Origin of the sequence: uncultured Slackia sp. (genome assembly GCF_944321625.1) — a bacterium.
Taxonomy (GTDB): Bacteria; Actinomycetota; Coriobacteriia; order Coriobacteriales; family Eggerthellaceae; genus Slackia.
The window spans coordinates 1-20,045 of sequence record NZ_CALUMA010000102.1; the positions used below are offsets into that span (position 1 = coordinate 1).

General features: G+C 61.4%; 13 protein-coding genes and 1 riboswitch. Of the genes, 1 reads left to right on the plus strand and 12 read right to left on the minus strand.

Annotation, left to right across the window (positions count from 1 at the left end; translation table 11 throughout):
• From Q0J60_RS08835 to Q0J60_RS08860, 6 genes are all read right to left on the minus strand, one after another.
• A partial coding sequence (locus tag Q0J60_RS08835; protein WP_294440673.1) for an ECF transporter S component occupies window positions 1–601 on the minus strand: 601 nt, incomplete at its 3' end.
• The gene (locus Q0J60_RS08840) at window positions 598–2,067 is read right to left on the minus strand and encodes an ABC transporter ATP-binding protein (protein ID WP_294440675.1); all 1,470 of its coding nucleotides are present in this window, start codon (window positions 2,065–2,067) and stop codon (window positions 598–600) included. The genes Q0J60_RS08835 and Q0J60_RS08840, both read right to left, overlap by 4 nt.
• Window positions 2,058–2,915 (minus strand): energy-coupling factor transporter transmembrane component T, encoded by an 858-nt coding sequence (locus Q0J60_RS08845; protein ID WP_294440677.1) that lies wholly within the window; start codon window positions 2,913–2,915, stop codon window positions 2,058–2,060. Before Q0J60_RS08845 ends, Q0J60_RS08840 begins: the two co-directional genes overlap by 10 nt.
• 6 nt (window positions 2,916–2,921) lie before the next feature.
• A complete protein-coding gene (locus tag Q0J60_RS08850) occupies window positions 2,922–3,842 on the minus strand; it encodes a DUF4430 domain-containing protein (protein WP_294440679.1) in 921 nt (306 codons plus the stop codon).
• Window positions 3,843–3,844: 2 nt separating this feature from the next.
• On the minus strand, window positions 3,845–7,969 hold the full coding sequence (locus Q0J60_RS08855) for an immunoglobulin-like domain-containing protein (protein WP_294440681.1): 4,125 nt from the start codon (window positions 7,967–7,969) through the stop codon (window positions 3,845–3,847).
• Between the two features lie 12 nt (window positions 7,970–7,981).
• A riboswitch (cobalamin riboswitch) is annotated at window positions 7,982–8,141 on the minus strand.
• 113 nt (window positions 8,142–8,254) lie between these two features.
• Entirely contained in the window at window positions 8,255–8,845 is a 591-nt protein-coding gene (locus Q0J60_RS08860) for a manganese efflux pump MntP family protein (RefSeq protein WP_294440683.1), read from the minus strand.
• Between the two features lie 282 nt (window positions 8,846–9,127).
• On the opposite strand from Q0J60_RS08860, the gene Q0J60_RS08865 reads away from it, so the two are divergent.
• Window positions 9,128–10,699, plus strand: a complete 1,572-nt coding sequence (locus tag Q0J60_RS08865; protein WP_294440684.1) for an FAD-dependent oxidoreductase — start codon at window positions 9,128–9,130, stop codon at window positions 10,697–10,699.
• 169 nt (window positions 10,700–10,868) lie between these two features.
• On the opposite strand, the gene Q0J60_RS08870 is transcribed toward Q0J60_RS08865, so the two are convergent.
• The 6 genes from Q0J60_RS08870 to uvrB form a co-directional block, all read right to left on the minus strand.
• Window positions 10,869–12,347 carry a helix-turn-helix transcriptional regulator gene (locus tag Q0J60_RS08870; RefSeq protein WP_294440687.1) on the minus strand — a complete coding sequence of 493 codons (1,479 nt, stop codon included), beginning with the start codon at window positions 12,345–12,347 and terminating at the stop codon, window positions 10,869–10,871.
• A gap of 342 nt (window positions 12,348–12,689) precedes the next feature.
• Window positions 12,690–13,406 (minus strand): DUF554 domain-containing protein, encoded by a 717-nt coding sequence (locus Q0J60_RS08875; protein ID WP_294440689.1) that lies wholly within the window; start codon window positions 13,404–13,406, stop codon window positions 12,690–12,692.
• Window positions 13,403–15,025: an MFS transporter gene (locus Q0J60_RS08880; RefSeq protein ID WP_294440691.1), complete on the minus strand. Its 1,623-nt coding sequence runs from the start codon at window positions 15,023–15,025 to the stop codon at window positions 13,403–13,405. The genes Q0J60_RS08875 and Q0J60_RS08880 overlap by 4 nt, the downstream gene beginning before the upstream one ends.
• A 280-nt stretch (window positions 15,026–15,305) precedes the next feature.
• Window positions 15,306–17,276, minus strand: a complete 1,971-nt coding sequence (locus Q0J60_RS08885) for a sensor histidine kinase KdpD (protein ID WP_294440693.1) — start codon at window positions 17,274–17,276, stop codon at window positions 15,306–15,308.
• 8 nt (window positions 17,277–17,284) lie between these two features.
• On the minus strand, window positions 17,285–18,094 hold the full coding sequence (locus Q0J60_RS08890) for a response regulator transcription factor (protein WP_294440695.1): 810 nt from the start codon (window positions 18,092–18,094) through the stop codon (window positions 17,285–17,287).
• An 88-nt stretch (window positions 18,095–18,182) separates the two neighbouring features.
• Window positions 18,183–20,045: excinuclease ABC subunit UvrB (gene uvrB, locus Q0J60_RS08895; protein ID WP_294440698.1), on the minus strand; the 1,863-nt coding region annotated here is incomplete at its 5' end.

Below are 20,045 nucleotides of genomic sequence, written 5' to 3' on the forward strand. Positions count from 1 at the left end.
TGCTCCACGGGGTGAGGATGACGCCGTAGAGCGGACGCGAAATAAACCCGTATAGGTAGAGAGGCGACGCCGTAATGACACGGCGAAGTTGAGATGAGGCCGCTTTCTCGCCCGTGTCACTGTGCGCGATTGCCCCGTCGAACAGGCCCGTCTGCGCGAGGGCGCCGGCAAGATACCCCATCAGGCCCCAAGCATACATCTGCCATGGCGTCCACGGCCCCTGTCCAAAGAAGAAGTTCGACGCAAGCGCCGCAAGCGCCCCCACCATAAAGCCGCTACGCCGGCCGAACGCCACGCCGGCGATGATGGCAATAGCGCTCACCGGCTTGAAGTCGGGAAACGGCGCGAACAGAATGCGCCCCGCTGCCGCAAGCGCCGCAAGCACGACGGTGGGCATAACGTCGCGCATGCGGGGACGCGCCCCCTCGAATCCGGCGAAGAACATGCCGAGCGAAACGAGCACGACCGCAAGCGAAAGCAGCGCCGTCTGCTCGAACCCGCTTACCACGCAGGCGGCAAGCACGACAGGTACCGCGACTATCGCCAACACCTCGGCGGCAAAGGCGCAGCGATGCCCCTTGCAGCGCCCTTTGCCGCTCATAGCAGCGCCCCGAACAGACGAGACTCTTCATTGGGACGATACACCAGGTTCTCGGCGAAGAAATCACCCGTGGGCTGCGTGCAGGCGATTTCCCCATCGAACAGCATGGACACCTCGTCGGCGCACGCGTAAGCGAAATCCAGGTCGTGCGTCACCAGCGCCACCGTGCGCCCCTCGTCCGCCAATCCACGCACGATGCGCACGGCATCGGCGCACGCCTGAGCGTCAAGGCCTTTGGTGGGCTCGTCCAAAAGCAGCAGCCGAGCACCCGTGAGCAGAAGCTTCGCAAATGCGAGTTTCTGCTGCTGGCCGCCCGAAAGGTCGTACGGATGCTGCGCGGCATGTGCGGCCAACCCAAAGCGCTCGAGCATCTTCGCCTCATCGGCCTTCGCATACCCGCAACGCTGGCGCCACTCATCCAGCTCCTCGGCGACCGAGTCGCACACGAACAGCGTTTTCGGATCCTGCGGAAGCATGGCCTGCGAGGCGCGCAGGGCATTGTCCAGACGACCCCGCTGGGATTTGGCAATACCCGAAAGCACCTTGAGCAGCGTCGATTTTCCGCAGCCGTTTCCCCCGACGAACGCATGCACGCTCCCCTGACGCACGCGCACGTCAACGCCCCGCAGCACCCAGGGCGCAGTGCGCTCGTAGCGGAAGAACACCTCCTGGGCTTCGATCGCCGGCACAGGCTGCGACCCATTCAGAAGCGCGCGGCGGCTGCCCCACCGCGTGAGCAAGGCGCGTTCGACATCCGCTCGCTTGCCTGGCTCGCCGATCGGCCCCATTTCAACGCGCTGCGTGGCCATGCGCTCCACATCTTCGGGGGCGTGCGTAGCCATGATCACCGTGATACCCAGCTCGCGGTTCACGCGCTCAAGCGCCATCAGGAACAGGCGACGCGCGTTGGGATCCAGCTGCGCGGTGGGCTCGTCCAAAAGGAGCAGACGCGGGCGCAGCGCCAGCACGCCCGCCAGATTAACAAGCTGCTTTTGACCGCCGGAGAGCGTTTCGGTGTTCGCCCGCATCCACGGTTCGATGCCAAGGAAGTGCGCCACTTCGGCGATACGTCGGCGCATGGCGTCTTGCGACATGCCGATATTCTCGAGCCCGAACGCAATTTCATGCCACACGGTATCGCACACGATCTGCGCGTCTGGATCCTGCATCACGTATCCGATGAGCGCGGCGGAATCGCGCGGCGCCATGGAATCAGCCGTCCCGCCGTCAATCACCAGGGGAATCCCCAGCACATCGACGTGGCCCGCACGCTCCCCCACCGGCGCAAGCTCGGGCTTGAGGGAACGCAGCAATGTGGTTTTGCCGCATCCGGTAGGGCCGGTGAGCACGCAGAAGGAACCCTCCTCTACGGAGAGCGTCACATCGCGAAGAACCCGCGCGGCGTCACGATCGGCCCCATCTCCCGGATAGGCGAATGAGAAGCCGCATACATCCACTATCGCCATTGCCACCACTCCTTAAGCGCCAACGCCGGCGCAACGGCCATAAGCAGAACGTACGGAGCGTACGCCCATAAGGGGGCAAACCCCTCCAAAGCCGGATAGAACGAAAACCCTGAAACCGCGAACCATGCGCATGGCACGTTTGCTATCGCCAGCGCGAAAACAGCGGCAAACACCGCGGCATCCGCGCGGCGGATTCTGTACCGTTTGTACGTGGTGCGCCGCATGCCGCACCCGTAACCGCGGGCGCGCATGGCATCGCCGCGAACCAGGCCGTCCTCCATGCCCCAGCCCGCCAGCACGCTTATGGCGCGCAGCCTGTCGGAAGCAGCGTCGCGCTTGGTACGCGCCTCGGCTGAGGTCACTGCATCTTGCGAGGCGACAATCGTGCGACCGCGGGCGACGAACTGCGGCACCAGGTGCAACACCTGCGACACCATAAGCGTGACCGTAGGCGCAACGTTGCCGAACAACGCCATTGAAGCATCGCTGCCCATGCATGCCGCATACGACGAGAACCACAGAAGCACGCTCGCCAGCATGCAGCCGGAGCAGACTCCGTACACGAGAGATTCAAGATAGAATGCGCGCGCACCCACGCGGAGCAGCTCCGTCGAACCCGCGGCAACGAACACGACGTTTGCCGCTGCAGCGATACAAGCGAGCACGGCAACGCCGCCGAGCGTGCGCAGCGTTTTCCGCACGCCGCGCGTCACGCACGAGCACGCCACTGCCCCGGCAAGCGACAACGCGGCATACACGGGCTGCATGATCGCCATGGAGAAGACGATGGCGCATGCCAGATAGCTGAACGCCACCGCCGGATGATATGTTCGGAAAGGGTTGTGCATGGCCCGCTATTCCGTCACGTTGACGTAGGTCCAAAGCACCGAGTCGCCATCGGAAAGAACGCAGCCGCTGCACGCCGTGTTGACGAACGCGCCGTTGACGTAGTACGTCCAGCCGCTATTCGGGCCGTACTGCTTCTCGGCGAGGCCGCCGATGGAAGAGACATACACGCCGTACGCGGTCTGGCTCGCCCCCACGGCAACGCCCGTGCCCACCAGAGCATCGTAGACAGTCGCCCCTTGTTCAAACGTGAGCGTTGTGGAAAGCGACACGGGAGAGCCCGCTGCGCTCGAATCGATGGTTACCGTCACGGTGACGGTGTTGTCAGCAGGAGGCCGTTCGGTTGCAGACCCGCTATTGGAAGAGCCGGAGCCGCTGTCAGAGGGCGCTTCTGCGCCATCGGACGCAGAACCGCTCGAGCCCGAGGACGATGCGTCCGAAAAAGACTGCCGTCCGGACGAGCTCTCCGCGCCATCGGACGAGGAGGAGCCTGACGTCGCGGCAGAGGCGTCGGCGCCCGAAGCCGCCTGCGACGAGCCGGCGGAATCGTCCGAAGAGGCATCGTCTCCCGCCGATGTGGCGTTTTGCCCTTGGCCATCGTTCGTGGATTCGCCCTCGACATCCGCCGACCCATCCGCCTCTTCGCCCGAAGCGGAGACGGCGTTTTGAGTCCGTTGAGCATCCGACTGCTGCAGCGACGGGGCTATGACCGCCCATCCGCACGCAACGATCGCGACGGCGGCAAGAGCAAGCACGCACCACGCCACGATGCGCGAGGCGCGACGCGGCTGTCGAGACGAGGCGGAACCCGCATCGGAGCCCACCGTCAACGCGGCAGCGGCAGCAGAATCGCGCTTTGGCTCATTTCCTTGCTCGCCCGCGCCTTCAAGCATCGTCTCGCGCTTGGCATCGCCGTTCAAATCGGCCATGGCTACATCCCCCTTCCCGAGGAGCGGCGCGTAGCGAACAGCCACGACCCGGCTACGATGAGGCACACGACTCCCGCCCCGAGGCCAACGAACGCCCAAACGGGCGCGCCCTCGGATGCGGAGGAATCCGATGCATAGCGAGAGTCGGAGGAGCCGTCTGAAGCAGAAGAGCCATCGAGAAAGCCGGTAGACGCCGCCTTCGCCACGCTCTCGTCGGCAGACTCGCCGTTGCTCGCAGCATCAACACGTGCCTCGGCGCCGCGCGTCATCGAAGAGACCAAGGCGGAACCCGAAACGATGGGCGTCCTGCCGGGAGCTACCGAGCCCGCAGGGGAAACCGGAGCGAAGCCAGCGCCCGACTGGGAGCCGTCCGCCCCTTCGTTGCCGCCCGCGTTCTCGTGCCCGCCCGAATCGCCGGCACCTCCATTGCCGTTGCCAGCATTGCCGTTGTCGCTCGCATCGCCCTGATCGCCGCCCGAAGAGGGCAAATCCGCGCCCGCCTCCAAGGCGAAGAGCGTTCCCGAGTCGTTCACGTAGTACAGCTTGCCGTCGGAACCCGCAAAGGCCGAGGACATCGAATAGTTCTGCAGGTCCTCATCCGGCAGATGCAGAAGAGTCGCATGATCCTCCCCCAGCTTGTATACGTACAGGCCACCAGGGAGATTATTGCAGGTAAAGTATGCGTATGTGTTGCCGTCTTGCGTGCTGACGAGCGGGGCGCTCTTAACATCGCCCGGCAATGCCTGCGTCGTACCCGCCGCATCGGCATACCCCGTGACGGCATGCTCGACCGTCATGGAGTCAACATCGATTACGGCGAAAACGCCCGTAAATTCCTCGGACGCGCCGCCGACGAAGGCCGTATTGCCAACGATGGTGGGCGTAGATGTGCTCGAAGCCGCGAACGACACAGATCCGACCTCGGAGAGAACTCCCTCATCGGAAAGCGAAAGCTTATGAAGCACGCCGTCTTTGGATGCGGCGTACAGATACCCGCCGTGAACCACGAGAGTCGAGCGCACGCCGGCAGAAAGAGCGAGCGAAGAAGCCTTGGCAGACAGATCGCGCGCATATGCTGACACCGTTCCGGAATCGTCGGCGACCACGTACCAGTCGCCCATGACCACGCCGCCTGCCCAGTAGTACCCAGACGCATCGCTATGGACGGTTCGGGAAAGCGCGCCCGTATACAGATTGACGCGGCGCACCGTGCCCGCCGAAGCCACGTAGTCGGCGCCGAACTCATCCGCCGTCGACACGTACACGTAGCCGTCGTCAACGGTGAGCGACGAAATGGACTGCGCGCCCTCGATCCCCGGAAGCACCCATATCGTCTCGAGTGTGGAGGCGGACACCGCCTGGAGGTACCCTTCGGCAAGCGGAATCACGATGATGCCGTCGGAGTACACCGGTCGGCACACCGAGTCGAGCGAGCGCGCAAGCGGCACCTGCCGCTCCACCTCGCCCGTCGAAGGATCGATAACGCTCAATCGAGCAAGGCTTTTCACCGCATTGTACGGAGGCGTGGTTTCGTATATCGCAGATGACGCGACGATGTAGATTTTCCCGTCGATGATGAGCGCGTCCGAAGAAACGAGCGATGCGTTCTGGGCCCGCTCGTCCTCGGTGAGAAGGGACTGGGTCCACTTCTGGCTCACGCCCTCGCTCGGCAGCGTCGCATCGGTGACAACCGACCCCGACCCGCCGTCGGCAAAGCCCGCCCAATCAACGGAAAGATCGGGGTGATCGGCATCGGGGGTGATCTCCACCCCTCCTTCAGGAAGGGCCGATCCCGACCCGTCCACGTACACAAGCTCGATGATGTCGCCCTCTTGGACGGCGTATTGATTGGCCCCAACGCTGGCATATTCCCCGTTGACGATAAAGCTCCAGTAGCTCCACGGCTCGCTCGAAGACGCGGCAAGCGTTCGCCCGTCGGGTGAAGTGATGGAATACGGGCAGTAATACCCCTCAAGAGCATAGGTATAGCCCGCATCGTCGAGAACGTCGGCGAACACGTCCCACGCGACCGTTCCGTCCTTCGCATCCACCGTTATCTCGGTGAGCGGAACCCATGTCTGCGCGGAGAACTCCTCATCCGCTCCATGCTCGGAAACGCCGGTTATCCTGGCACTCACCGTAAACGACTCGGGGTCTTCCGTCCCGGCTTCAGGGTCGTCCTCCCCGGTGGTGCCGCGCACCGTGAACGCGGCGGATACCTCCTGATGCGCGAGGCTCGCAAAGACCGACCCCCACGTGGGGTTTTCTGCGTAGCGCTGCGCATATCGAGCGTACTTTTCGCTCGACAAAACGCTCGTCACCGTGACCTGGGTGTTGTATTCAGGCTGAGAAAACAGCAGCGTATCGTGCGCGATGACGCTTGCGTCACTCGATTTGAACCAATGGCCGGGCACAGCGCCCATGTCGTCGTCGGGCTCAAGATCAACCGCCACGATGCCGTCGCCGGCGGCGTTGGCGGATGCGTAGTCGCGTGCCCAGGCAATCGATCCATCGGTGTCGCGATACGCCTTCTGGAACGTTGAGAGGTTGCCCGTGACGTTCGATGCATCCTGCCCGTTCGCAAGAGCGGCGGCGTAGCCGGCCTTCGCCTCCTCCATCAGGGCGACTTCCGCCTCGATATCGGATGCCTCGAGCGGCGCAACGGCGAGCTCGATGGTCTTGGATGCCGATATTTCAGAATTCGCTTTGCTCGTCACGGTAAGCGTCAGCTCAACCGAGGAGCCAGTCGCGCCAGGCAGCGGACGATACACATTGCCGCGATACCCATTCACCGCGATGCTGTCGTTGGAGGCGCCGTACGTCACCCAGCAATCGGCCCCGTCGATGCCGAGCGCCGAAGGGCGCGGGAGCTGAACGTCGCCCGTAAGCCCTGCGGCGTCTGCCGCAGACCCATCTGAGCTGTACGTGAGGGCGTCCGCCGAAAACGCCTCGTCCACCTTTTGCTGCAGCAGCGCTTTCTCGGCGTCGATGGCAGCGGAATCGGCCTTCACCGTGATGTCGTAGGGCACCTGGACTTTAACCTCGGGCCCGCCGCTCAATACAACGCCCACGGTTGCCATCAGCGTAACCTGCGCATCTTCGGAAGCACGCGTTACGCTTCCCGTGCGGTCCTCCCAGCTGTAGCCCTCAATCGCAACAGCATCCTCGTCCGAAGAGCTCCACGAGACCTCCGACCAGCTTTTGCCTTCAAGCTTGTACGGAAGCGTCATGTCCTGCGTGACCGACTCAGCCGAGTCCCCCATCGCAAAGCCTATGGCAAGCGACGTTTTGGCATCTTCCGCGAGCATCTGCTCAACCTTGGACTCATTCCAGGGGATAGACGTGCTGCGGGAAGGCGTGAACGATACGCTCTCATCACCGCGCGAAATCTCGAACGTGGGAGTTACTTGCCGCCACTGAATGAAATTCGCGAATCCCGAGATATCGTCGGGATCCATGAAGAAGTATGTGACATCGCCATTGGTGTCATCGCTTGCCGCGGAGATTCCCATTTCGGCCGCATCCTGCTTATTGGCGAATTCGACAGACGACACGCGAACGCTCGCATCATCGATGCCCATCTCGGCAAGCTTCGCCTTGAGCACCTCGTTCGCGTTGTCCTCTTCGCCATAGGAAAGCTCCAAGCGCCAGTTCTCATCTTGGAGCTTGGCGACGGCATCGGCAAGGGAGATGAGAGCGATAGCCGAATCAGCCGGAGAGTTCGCATTCGGATCGGAGGATGCCGATCGAACAGCCGCATCGCTGGACCCGGAGGTTTGAGTTCCGCTCCCATTCGAATCGCTTTCAGCAACACCGGAGGGGACGTCCGCCGTATCCGAGGCGCCCTGAGGGCTTTCGGCGGAAGAATCCACTTCATCGGCGAGGTCGGATTCGCCATTGGCGGGAAGGGCATCTTCGGCGTGGTCCGAATTGTCAGAAGCTGCCCCATTCGAATCGGCACCCACCGATTCGGCCTGGGAGCCGCCCGCATCTGCCGCATTGTCATCGGCCAAGGCGTACAAGGGGGTGAACGCGGTCGCCAACGCAACCGACAGGATGAGCGCGAGCAGCTTTGACGGCAGGCTCGCATTTGTCGCGCGCGTAGCGCGACATGCCGTTCTGTTCATAAGAACACCTTTCTTCCAGGGTCGTTGAACAGGAGGTATTCCGACTTATCAAGCCCGCAAGGCTCGAATTACGGTTGCTGGTACAGCCGGGGATTTCCACCCCGATTCCCCTCTCTTGCGCCCGGACGACGCAAGATTGCGCACGAATGCGCATCCGTTTCGACCAATTGATGAACGCGCCCTTGCGGCACACCCCGACAGGTGCAACCCGTCGAGCATTCGGGTGAAGTTTACCTTATATTCGCTTTTATGGGAGGCGGCTCCAGGCCGCATTGCGAGCGCGCTCTACGAGAACAACGCTTTCACGCCGATTATCACCAGCACCACGCCGCCCACGATTTCAGCCCTCTCGCCGAGCATGCTGCCGAAACGCTTGCCGATAGCGAGCGCAACCACGCAGCAGAGAAACGTGGTGAGCGTAATGATGATGGCGGCCTCGGCGATATTGACGCTTGCCGCGCGCAAGCTCACGCCCACGGCAAACGCGTCGATACTCGTGGCCACGGCCTGAACCAGCACCACCTTGAGCGTGAGCGCCGCCGCATCGGGCGCAAGGTCGCATACGTCGCCGCCCGCCTCGCGCGCCACACGCGCCTCGCGCAGATCCGATATGCCCTCTTTGATCATGTTGCCGCCGATGAGCCCCAGAATGACAAGCGTGACGATGCCCGCATACTGCTCAATGATGTTTCCCACCAGGCCGCCAAGGAAAAATCCTAGAAGCGGCATAAGACCCTGAAAAATACCGAAGGCTACCGGCAGCATGAGCAAACGAGCGCGCGATGCCCCGCGATAGCAAAACACGTTAGACACCGTGACGGCGAAGGCATCCATAGCCAGGGCAACGCCAAGGATGACGATTTCGATTATTGTCATGAGATTCTTCCCAGATAGGCTCCCGATTTTGCAGGATGCATGCGACCTTTGCGCAGCGTGACTCGCGAAATCGATTGCAACGTACGGCCTCCCCGACCGCCGCCCGCAGTAGCTAACGAGGGTGAATTGTAGCAGAACCGCAACCTACCGAAGCGCATCAAGCGTGACGCTTGGGTAAATACGCAATCCCCTTCCGTGGGGTATTGCTCGTACCCAATAAGAAATCATACATTCCCACCATGGAAGCGCTTAAAGGAAGCGCTCGTCACACAAGGAGGGACCATGGAGAGAAGGACATTCATCAAGGGTGCCGCATTCGCAGGCGTCGCGGCGGCCGCCGCAGGACTGGCAGGATGCGCGCAGCAGAACACGTCTTCGGCCCCCGCGGAAGACGCCCAGGAAACCACGTCTGCAACCACCGAATCCATCACCCCGTCCGAAACTATCGACTGCGACATCTGCGTGGTGGGCGCCGGCATTTCCGGCCTCACCGCCTGCGTCCAGGCGGCGGAAAACGGCGCCAAGGTGGTCGTACTAGAAGCCGCCGGCGAAGCGGGCGGCAACGGCGCCGGCGTCGAGGGCTCGTTCGCGCACGGGTCGCCGCTGCAGAAGGAACAGGGCATCGAGTTCGAATTCTCGTCGCTGATCGATGCGGAGATGTCCGCCACGCAGTATCGCGTTGACGGCCGCCTGTGGCGCGACCTTTACGACAAGTCGGGCGACAACATCCAATGGCTCATTGACCAGGGCGTTGAGTTCTCCGGCGAGGTGAACGACTACGGCACGGGCGCCGGTATCGTGAGCATGCATTGGTACAAAGACGGCAAGGGCGGTGTGGGCTTCGTGCCTCCCATGGTGGCGAAGGCCGAAGAGCTTGGCGTGAAGTTCCGCTATTCGATGGAGGCCCAGCACCCGGTGATGACCGACGGCAAGGTCACCGGCGTTCTGGCTTCGGATTCCGATGGAAACTGGCTCCAGGTGAACGCAAAGGCGGTCATCCTCGCCACAGGCGGATTCGGCGCCGACTCCGAGATGGTCGCCCGTATCGGCTACGACCCCGAGAACATCTGGTATTACGGCTCGCCCTGCAACACCGGAGGCGGCTACCGCATCGCCATGGAGGCCGGCGGCAAGGACTTCTCTTACATGGCGGCCGACAACGCGCACGCCTACATCCGCGCCCTTCCCCACGAAGGCCCCACCGACATGCCTAACTGCGGCATGAGCATGTGCGGCTGGTACGTTTGGATCAACCAGGACGCCGAGCGCTTCTGCCGCGAAGACTGCGGCGCCGTCAACTTCTGCCAGCAGAATCCGCCGCGCTGGAACCAGAAAGAGTGGTACTTCATCTTCGACCAGAGCATCTACGAGGCATCCTGCGAGATGTACGGGGTGACCGTGGAAGACGGCAGGAAGATCCTCGAGGAATCGGTTGCCACCAATGACGGCGATTGCCTCTATCAGTCCGACACCATCGAAGGACTTGCCGAGCCGTTCGGGCTCGATGCCGACGCCCTGGTTGCCGAGGTCGAGAAATACAACGGGTTCTGCGAAGCCGGATTCGACGACGACTGGGTGAAAGACAAGCAGTGGCTCATGCCGCTCTCCCAGCCGCCGTACTACATCACGAAGCCCGAGACGCTGTTCCTGATGACCATCGGCGGCATCGCCACCGACCGCAACGGCCAGGTTATCGACGACGACAAGAACGTCATCGAAGGCCTGTACGCCGTGGGCGTGGACGGCTGCATGCTGTATCGCAACGTGTACACCATCGATGCGCCCGGCTCCTGCAGCGGCAACGCCATCAACATGGGCCGCACCGCGGCGAACCACGCGTGCGAGAACCTGTAGCGAACACGTTTGCACGCAAGGCGGACGCCTTCGGCTCTTTGAGGCTCACGATCGTCTCGCCCTAGGACCATCCGCATTCTTCCGGTCGAGAAAGACCCTCCCCTTTCTCGACCGAGTCGGGAGGATAACCCTCCCGCCTTTTCTTTTGCCGAAAGGCGCATGTCAAACGCTACCTGGACACCAGCCCGAGCAGCTCGGCCCGCGTATGCACTCCCAGTTTCTTGTAGATGTTCTTGTTGTGCGTTCGCACCGTGCTCACCGCGATTCCCAGATCGGATGCGATGTCGTCGATACTCAAACCCAGCATGAGAAGCCGCATGACTTCACGTTCCCGCTGTGAAAGGCCGTGCTGGCTGGCGATGGCATCGCACACCAAGGAGAAATCCTGCTCGGTGCCGATGAACACGATGCCCGACCCGTCTTTTCTGGCATTGGCGCGCTTCCTGCTGATGAGGAACACGATAAGAAACACGTAGACGAGCACCGCAGCGAAAACCGCATACCGCGCGAAATCCGATCCGTCCGGGCTCATGTTCCCCAGTCCGCTTAGCAATCCGAAGAAGAGGAACACGTGCACGAACCCGCTCGACAAGCCATACATGCACGTAGCGGGAAGGTCTATTGCCCGCTTCACGCGAAACGCCATGAGGAACAGCATCGTGGTTCCCATGGTGCCGAACATGGTGGACACAAGCATGAACACGCCGCGAATCGCATCGTTGAGAAACGGCATGAGAAGGAACGCGAGGGCGATGAAGGGAAACGCTATGCCGTACACGACAGGCGCCTCGGCCTCGCGTTTCGCGACGAAATCCATCACGAAGAGCACGATGGCCGCCAGGCAGATGCCTCCGGCGCACAGCGAATTGACCAGGTTGACGCTGGCGGACTCGAGCACCATTCTCGACGCCGTAAGCACATAGTTGAGCGCCGCGATACAAAGGATGGAGCCGTAATTCTCCTTCACGGCACGAAGAAGCGGAGCGGACGGCGAATCCGGCAGGGTGGCGCCTTCCACCTGCCTCGCCTCTTGAGGGACGCTCGTTTCGTCGCATGCCGCTTGCGCGCTTTGACGCTCCCCGCCTTCACGCGCATACATGACGTTCGCCGCGAATGAAGCGCAGTAGAGCGCTCCGAAAACCGCCCATGCGGGAAATGCGTCGGCAAGATAGAGGAAGAACACGTACGCGAACGCCGAGACGAAAAGACAACCGATGAGCTCTATCCACGCAAGTTCGCACGATAGCTCGGAAAGCTTCACCACCCATATCAGAAGACCGAATGCCGCAAAGAGCCCCAAAAAGAAAAAGAGGAGGTAGGGCAAGAGCTGGCAAACATCAGGCACATGCGCAGACGAAAAGATGGCGAATGCCACCGCCGCCGCAATCGAGACGGCGCCCGATACGCCCTGGAGCACACAAAGAACCCGCAGCGACGCCTCTTTCTTGGTGACGACGGACACGAACCCGGCAACGAGAAGAACGCCGAAAAACGCAACGTTAAGCCAGATGCGCACGAACTCAAGGTTGTAGCCCTCCATCCCGATGCTCGACATGGCAATGCCAGGCTCGCGAAGAATGAGGTCGTTCGCAACCATGAGGAGCAGAAGCGAGAAGCACCGCGGGAATTCCGCAACCGAAATCGTCACGCTGTCCCTCAGCGATATTTTGCTCTGCGCTGTTGCCATGCATGCTCCAGTCGGCTCTACGGATCACTGCGATTGACAGAACACTTTAACAAGGCTCTTTATCCGTCAACCCTTGATGGGAACGATTGTAGCATGGCGCTTCGAACGGCTTGGCTCGAACGGAAATCGCCCCTGCGCCGAACGACGCAAGTATCCCGTCTTTCTGACGATGATTTGAGGCGAAAAGACGAATTTCGACGTCAAAGAGACGGGATAGCTTGAAGTGCGCGGGCGACGCTCGGCGGGAGCGGTAACGAACAGCGCTAGGCGGCGGACGGCAGCAGCATCAGGAGGCGCAAACGCCTATAGCGTCGGCAGCAGGCTCATCACGGCGCACACGGCAATCGGCAGGAAGGCGGCCGGAAGGAAGTTGGCCACCTTGATGTCGGTGATCTTGAGCATGTTCAGGCCGATGGCGAGCAGAAGCAGGCTGCCCGCGCACACCATCTCGTTGATCACGGCGTCGGTCAGAAGAGGCGCGAGCAGGCTGGCGCTTAAGCTGAGCAGGGCTTCGTACACGAATACGCAGATGCCCGAAAACGGCACGCCGATGCCGAGCGTGGTGGCCATCACCATGACCACCACCATGTCGATGAGCGCCTTGGCATAGAGCGTGGAATGATCCAGCTGCAGGCCGCTTTGAAGCGACCCCAGAATAGCCATGGCGCCGATACAGATGAACAGCGTGGACGCCACGAAGCCGTCGGAGAAGTTGCCGAACGCCGTTTTGCCTTTGAACGCCTTATTGATGCGCTCCTGCACCCAATCGCCGAAGCGATGCACGGCGGCATCGATATCCATCCAGTAGCCCAGCGCGCCACCGATCACGATGGAGAGCACCGTGACAATCACGTCGCCGCCCTTGACCATACCCTGTACGGCAACCAGCACCACGCACAGCCCCAGGCCGCTCATCAGGAAATCGCCCAGTTTCTGCGACACGCGTCGCTTGAAGATGAGGCCCAGCACGCCCCCGAACACGGTGGCGATGCCGTTGACCAGCGCACCAAGAATGATCATCGTGCGCTCTCGCTTTCGGCAGACGCGGCTGCGGCGGACGCGGATTCATCCGCCCCCTCGCGGAACACGGCGGCCGATTGCGCGGCACGACGTTGCGGAATACGCACGGTCACGTCGAGGTCGTCGTAAGAGGACGCGTTTGCAACGTCGTCACTCTTGGCAGCAACAGCAGTATTGTCCACAGCAGTGGCATCATCGGCGCGCATAGCTGGCGAACCCGCATTCTCGCCATCGCCCGCACTCTTAGCGCCCTGCTCGTCTTCCGCCTTGCGCGACGTGCGACCGCCGGCACGCGGCGCTTTCTTGGTCACATGCGGATCGCCCAGCGTGGCGGCCACTTCGGCATCCAGCTTGCGCAAAATGGGAAGCGCACCCAGCAGCACACCGCACAGCGCGATGACGGCGCCGGCGATGATGAACCAGTTGCTCACGCCCGTGAACTCGGCGCACGTGCCCGCAAGCGACAATCCGATGGGCGACGAGAGCGCCGACACCGTGGTGAACAGGCCCATCACGCGGCCCAGCTTCTCAGGCGGCACGCGCTTCTGGAGCACGGCGAGCAAGGGGCCGTTGAAGAACGCCTCCACCACACCCGACGCACCGGTGAGCACAACGAACCACATGAACATATCGGGCGTGAGCAGACCGGCCGCCACCAGCAGCAAGCCCGCAAAGAAGCCCGACACCGAGACGGTACGCAGCAGATGCCGCCCGCCGCCCCAGGCGAACAGGATGCCCATGCCAACCAGGCTCATCACGCCGTACGCCGCCTCAACGGTGGACGCCATGTAACCGTCACCGTTGAACTGGTCGTATGTCATCAGCGGGAACAGCGAGTTGATGCCCGCGTACATGGCCATAACGCCCATCACGATGCCCGCCATCACCAGCAGGCCGTAATCGGCGCGCAGCACGTTGAAACCGGCCTTGAGGCTCTGGATGGGATGACGCGCCTCGTCGGAAGTGTCGTGGAAATCGGGAATCTTCGCGAACACGAGCGCCAGGCAGGCGAGCGCGCAGCCGACGGCGTTCAGGAACAGCACCATCTGGAATCCGATGACCGTATACAGGAAGATGCCGAACACCGGGCCCACGATAAGCGCGAGCGACCACAGGCTCTGGTTAAGCGTGTTGATACGCACCAGATGCTTCTTGGGCACCAGCATAGGCGTGGTGGATTCCATCGCGGGAATGTGGAACGCCTGGCCAACGCTGCGCAACGCGCCCATAATCAGGACGAGCGGCACCGACACGTGGCCCATCAGAATGATGACGCCCATGATGAGCGCCACCGTGCCCACGAACGCGTCGGCGGCGATGAGCACGTATTTGCGATTGAAGCGGTCGGCCACCACGCCACCGAGCGGCGAGAGCAGGCCCTGAGGCAGCATAGAGCACAGCGAGGCCAGCGCCAGCATGAGGGCCGAATCGGTGGTTTCGGTGACATACCACACGCCAGCATAGATGGACGAATACGCCGTGAGAATAGAGCACGCCTGACCAATCCAAATGGTCACGATGACGCGCAACCAGTTTTCGGGCAAAGGCGGCTCGTTAGCTGCCACTGCGGCCTGGTTACCAGCGGTTTTTTCTTCGATGGGGGCGGCTTCTTCACGCATCTGCACGTTTCCTCCTGCGTCGCATCGGTAGCACCTTCGGACGCCGAATTCACCGGCGGAATATTATGCTGAATCATGAATCGTGTTGAGGGATTCTAGCAGCTTGGAGCGCAAACGCAATCCGCCACGCTAAAGCGGCACGTCAAATCGGAGAAAAGAGCCGACAAAGTAGGGGGAAACAGCATGCCTGCACGGCGTGCGGCCTCGATCCTGCCAGATCGAAACGACGCACGAGGGGCGGAGGGGCGCTTTCGCGAACGCGTCCAAACGTCCCGCGCCTTTACTCCCCTGCAGGCACCTCCAGCGTGAACACCGTGCGACCGCCTTCGCTCGTCGCGCCGATCGTGCCTCCGTGCGCCTGCACAATCTCGCGCGCGATGGCGAGGCCCAGCCCCGCACCGCCCTGGTTGGTAGCGCGTGCATCGTCTTCGCGGTAGAACTTGTCGAAAATGCGGTCCAGATGCTCTTTGCTTATCTCGCGCCCGCGGTTAGCCACCGAAATGCGTAGCGTGCGACCTCGCTCCTTTTCGGTGGAGACTCCCGCTTGGATGGAAGCCTCCAATTTTGCGGATGCCATCGCCTTCGCCTTTGCCGCCGTCTGCTGCTCCAGGCTCATCTTCACGTCGATCACGCTGTTCGCGTCGGCGTAGGCCACCGCGTTTTTCACCACGTTGGACAGAGCGCGCGAAAGCTTGCGGGCATCGGCGAACACCTCGTCGCCCTCCTGGGCATCCACGCGAATCTCGATACCGCGCGACGATGCCTCGGGATAGAACTCCTCCGCCACCTGGAAGCACAAAAGCGCCGGATCGAAGCGCTCGCGCTCGATAGCGATGGCATGCAGGTTATAGCGCGTGATCTCGAAGAACTCGTCAAGCATGCCGTCGAGGCGATAGGCCTTCTGCAGCGCCGTGTGCGCGTAACGCTTGCGCTGTTCCTCAGGCATGTCCGGCGCCTCGTCCAGCAACGAAAGGTATCCCGTGATGGACGTGAGCGGCGTCTTGGTGTCGTGCGCGAGGTATGCCACGAGTTCATTCTTGCGGCGCTCGGCGGCTTCGGCCGCACGCTCATCGAGGTCGTTGCGCAGGCGGATGTCGTCGATGGTCTTCTGCGCGATGGACAGCTCCGAAGGAAGCTCGGGTTCCTCATCGGAAGCGCCCCGCTTGGACAAGATGGCGCCCACCGACGTGAACAGCGTGTCGAAATACCCCAGGCTCTTGCGCACGGCCAGCGCCAAAATCGCCAGACAGCCTACGAAATACACGACCAATGCAACAGGCAGCTTGAGCCGCTTGACTTGGTTGTACGCTTCAAGGTTGCGCGTCATGCCATGCCCGTCGGCGTAGATGACGACCTCTTGCTCGTTGCCCGAAGCGATGGAGCTGAACACGATTTTCTGCGAGATGTCGGCATGCAAGGCCTTCGCGGCCTCAGAGTAATACGCATCCAATGCCTTATCGGCATATAAACCCTTGGTGAGCAGCCACACGCCGTCGTGTACGTTCGACGCCGCGCCCGCATTACGCAAATCGACAGCGAGCCGCGCCAATTCAATGATGGAATCTCTCGCATCTGCATAGGAAGACCCTGACTGCGGATTGCTCACCGCGTCACTTGTAGTCAAGCCTTGGTCGCGGGCATCGGAATAATTGGTATCGCGGGCTATCGCCACAAGATAAGCCGCGCGCACATCAGCGGGAAGTTCGTCTTTGGCGGCTTCGCGGCTGGCGGGCGGCTCGGAATAATTCGAAAGCGCCCTTATCACATCATATGCTTCCTCATTCGCCTTTGCGGCGATGTCATTGTAGGTGAGCTCGTCTGATTGAATTGCCTGAAGCGCCTGCATAAGGGCGGAACCAACACCGGTCGCACGCTCTGACCCATCGTCCGCGCCGTCATTCGCCTCTTGGGATTCACCGCTGGTGTCGATTGCCTCAAGACCGTCATCGGCATCGGGCACGATATCGTCGACCACGGCGTTTACGTAGGTGCGCACCACATCGGCCTTGACCTCGTTGGTCTTCTGGATGACGGTCGGGTTTCCGCCACCGTTCGCCTCCACATCCGAAGCCGACATGTATTCCCAAGGAGAGACGACATTTGCCACGGCATTGCCAAGCGACGGTGCGAGGAATTTATCAATCGCCACGACGAACAGGCAGAACACAAGCGTGTATGCAGCAAGCACCAAGGCGGTCCACGCCACCATGCGCTTGGTGAGAATGCGAGTTTGTTCACTTCTTTTGGGCATAGAGCTTATTATTCGGCAGAAAGAGCGGCCGTGCCCTGGGAAGCGCCAGATTCAGACGAATTACAGCCAACCGCACCATGGGCATCAGCGGTATCGTCCAATTCTGCCGCTGGATTTGTCGCAATGCGATAGCCGACGCCCCACACCGTCTCGATGAATTCTTCCGACGAATCAAGTTCAGCGAGCTTCTTGCGCAAATGACGAATGTACACCATCACAGCATTGTGCGAGGAAGCGTTGTATTCCGCCTTCCATACGCGCTCGTACAGATCGCGTGCCGAAACAGGAGAGCCGCCTGCGCGTAAAAGCTCCGCAAGGCAATCGAATTCTTTGGGCGAAAGATTAAGGGGCTCATCATGCAAGCGGACCTGATGATTCGTTTCGTCGAGCTCGATACCGCGCGCGGCGAGCACGCCAATTGGCGCATCTTGTCCACGACGGCGCCGCAGGCGAGCCTTCACGCGCACCATGAGCTCACGCGATTTGAACGGCTTGGTCACGTAATCATCCGCACCGATAGTGAAGCCGAGAACCTTATCGAATTCCTCGCTTTTGGCAGAAAGGAAAATTACGGGCGTATCCGCCACGCGAAGATCCCGAGAGGCGCGAAGGCGGCGGCATACCTCGAAGCCGTCCATGCCGGGCATCATGATGTCGAGCACCGCCAAATCGAACGCGCCGGCGAGCAGAAGCTGCAATGCCTCCTCACCCGCATAGCACGTGCGCACAGCGAAGCCCTCTCGCTCGAGCAGGTGCGCCACCAGGTCAGCGACCTCGCGTTCGTCATCGCATACAAGGATATGTTGAATGTCCGGCATGACCGGCATCCTACCATGCGTACATTTCGCGAATATAAACCCGACGATTTTTTAAGGTCTTTTTAAGACCTTTGACATAAGGCACGCCCTAGCTTCGCCGTCCGCCGCCGTAGGCGCTCTTGCGACCGGCGGCGAAAGCGCTTCCTTTGCGGGCGGTTTTCTTGAGGTCGGCGAGCACGTCCTTCTCCGACGAACCCTCCACTTGGGCACGCAGCTTCACCACCTGGTCGCGCAAACGCGCCGCCTCTTCGAAGTCCATGTTCTGGGACGCGGCCGCCATCTCTTCCTCCATGCTGGAGATGATGCGCATGACCTCGCCGCGCGACATCTCGGCGAGCGTCTTGTTCACCTCTTCGGCGCTGCCCACCTCGTTGCCGTCGGCGTCGTTCATGAAGCCCATGATGTCGTTGATGGCTTTGCGCACCGTCTGTGGCTTGATGCCGTGCTCCTCGTTGTACTGCATCTGGATGGCGCGGCGGCGGCGTGTTTCGCTGATGGCGCGGTCCATGGAGTCGGTCAGCTTGTCGGCGTACATGATCACCTGGCCGCTCACGTTGCGCGCGGCGCGCCCGATGGTCTGAATGAGGCTGCGATGGTTGCGCAGGAAGCCTTCCTTATCGGCATCCAAAATGGCCACCAGACTCACTTCGGGCAGGTCGAGACCTTCGCGCAGAAGGTTGATGCCCACCAGCACGTCGAATTCGCCCTTACGCAGGTCGCGCAGGATTTCCACACGCTCAAGCGTCGCGATGTCGGAATGCATGTAGCGCGCCTTGATACCCTGGTCCAACAGGTGGTCGGTTAAATCCTCCGCCATCTTCTTGGTGAGCGTGGTTATGAGCACACGCTCGTTGCGTGCCGAGCGCTCCTTGGCCTCGTCGATGATGTCGTCGATCTGGCTGGCGATGGGCCGCACGATGATTTCAGGGTCCAGCAGGCCCGTGGGACGAATGATCTGCTCCACTTCTTGTTGGGTGACCTTCTCTTCGTAATCGCCCGGCGTGGCCGATACGTAGATGAACTGTGGGATGCGCTGCTCGAACTCGTCGAAACGAAGCGGGCGGTTGTCCAGGCAGCTGGGCAGACGGAAGCCGTGTTCGGCAAGCGTAACCTTGCGGCTGCGGTCGCCTTCGTGCATGCCGCGGATCTGCGGCACCGTCACATGGCTCTCGTCGATGATGCACATGAAATCGTCCGGAAAATAGTCGATGAGCGTGTACGGCGGCTCGCCCGGCTCGCGCCCGTCCAGGTGGCGCGAATAGTTCTCGATGCCACTGCAGAAGCCCATGGTTTCCAGCATTTCCAAATCGTAATTCACGCGCATCTCGAGGCGCTGCGCCTCAAGCAGTTTGCCTTCGGCCTTGAACTGCTGTAGACGATCGCGCAGTTCGTCTTGAATGGTTTTGATGGCGCGGTCCATCTTGGGGCGCGCGGTCACGTAGTGTGACGCGGGCCAGATGGGTAGCGCTTCGTATTCGTTGAGTACCTCGCCCGTCACGTTATCGATTTCCTGGATGCTTTCCACCTCGTCGCCCCAGAACTCGATGCGCACGGGGTTGTCGGCATAGGGCGGGAACACGTCCAGCGCATCGCCACGCACGCGGAACGTGCCGCGCTTGAGCTCGTAGTCGTTGCGGTCGTACTGGATGTCGATGAGCTCATGAATCACATCGTCGCGCTCGGCAGGTTTTTCCTTGTCCACGAACACGGCCATGCCCGCGTAATCGGCCGGGCTGCCGATGCCGTAGATGCAGCTCACGGACGCCACCACGATGATGTCGCGACGCGAAAGCAGGCTGGCAGTTGCCGCGTGACGCAGCTTTTCCACCTCTTCGTTGATGGAGGCGTCCTTTTCGATGAAGGTGTCGGTGGAAGGCACGTAGGCCTCGGGCTGATAGTAGTCGTAGTAGCTGACGAAATACACCACGGCGTTATTGGGGAAGAACTCCTT

Coding starts and splice junctions, on each gene's coding strand:
- Q0J60_RS08845 (WP_294440677.1), bottom strand. CDS start 2,915: ATGCACAACCCTTTCCGAACATATCATCCGGCGGTGGCGTTCAGCTAT.
- Q0J60_RS08850 (WP_294440679.1), bottom strand. CDS start 3,842: ATGGCCGATTTGAACGGCGATGCCAAGCGCGAGACGATGCTTGAAGGC.
- Q0J60_RS08875 (WP_294440689.1), bottom strand. CDS start 13,406: ATGATCATTCTTGGTGCGCTGGTCAACGGCATCGCCACCGTGTTCGGG.
- Q0J60_RS08855 (WP_294440681.1), bottom strand. CDS start 7,969: ATGAACAGAACGGCATGTCGCGCTACGCGCGCGACAAATGCGAGCCTG.
- Q0J60_RS08865 (WP_294440684.1), top strand. CDS start 9,128: ATGGAGAGAAGGACATTCATCAAGGGTGCCGCATTCGCAGGCGTCGCG.
- Q0J60_RS08890 (WP_294440695.1), bottom strand. CDS start 18,094: ATGCCGGACATTCAACATATCCTTGTATGCGATGACGAACGCGAGGTC.
- Q0J60_RS08880 (WP_294440691.1), bottom strand. CDS start 15,025: ATGCGTGAAGAAGCCGCCCCCATCGAAGAAAAAACCGCTGGTAACCAG.
- Q0J60_RS08860 (WP_294440683.1), bottom strand. CDS start 8,845: ATGACAATAATCGAAATCGTCATCCTTGGCGTTGCCCTGGCTATGGAT.
- Q0J60_RS08840 (WP_294440675.1), bottom strand. CDS start 2,067: ATGGCGATAGTGGATGTATGCGGCTTCTCATTCGCCTATCCGGGAGAT.
- Q0J60_RS08885 (WP_294440693.1), bottom strand. CDS start 17,276: ATGCCCAAAAGAAGTGAACAAACTCGCATTCTCACCAAGCGCATGGTG.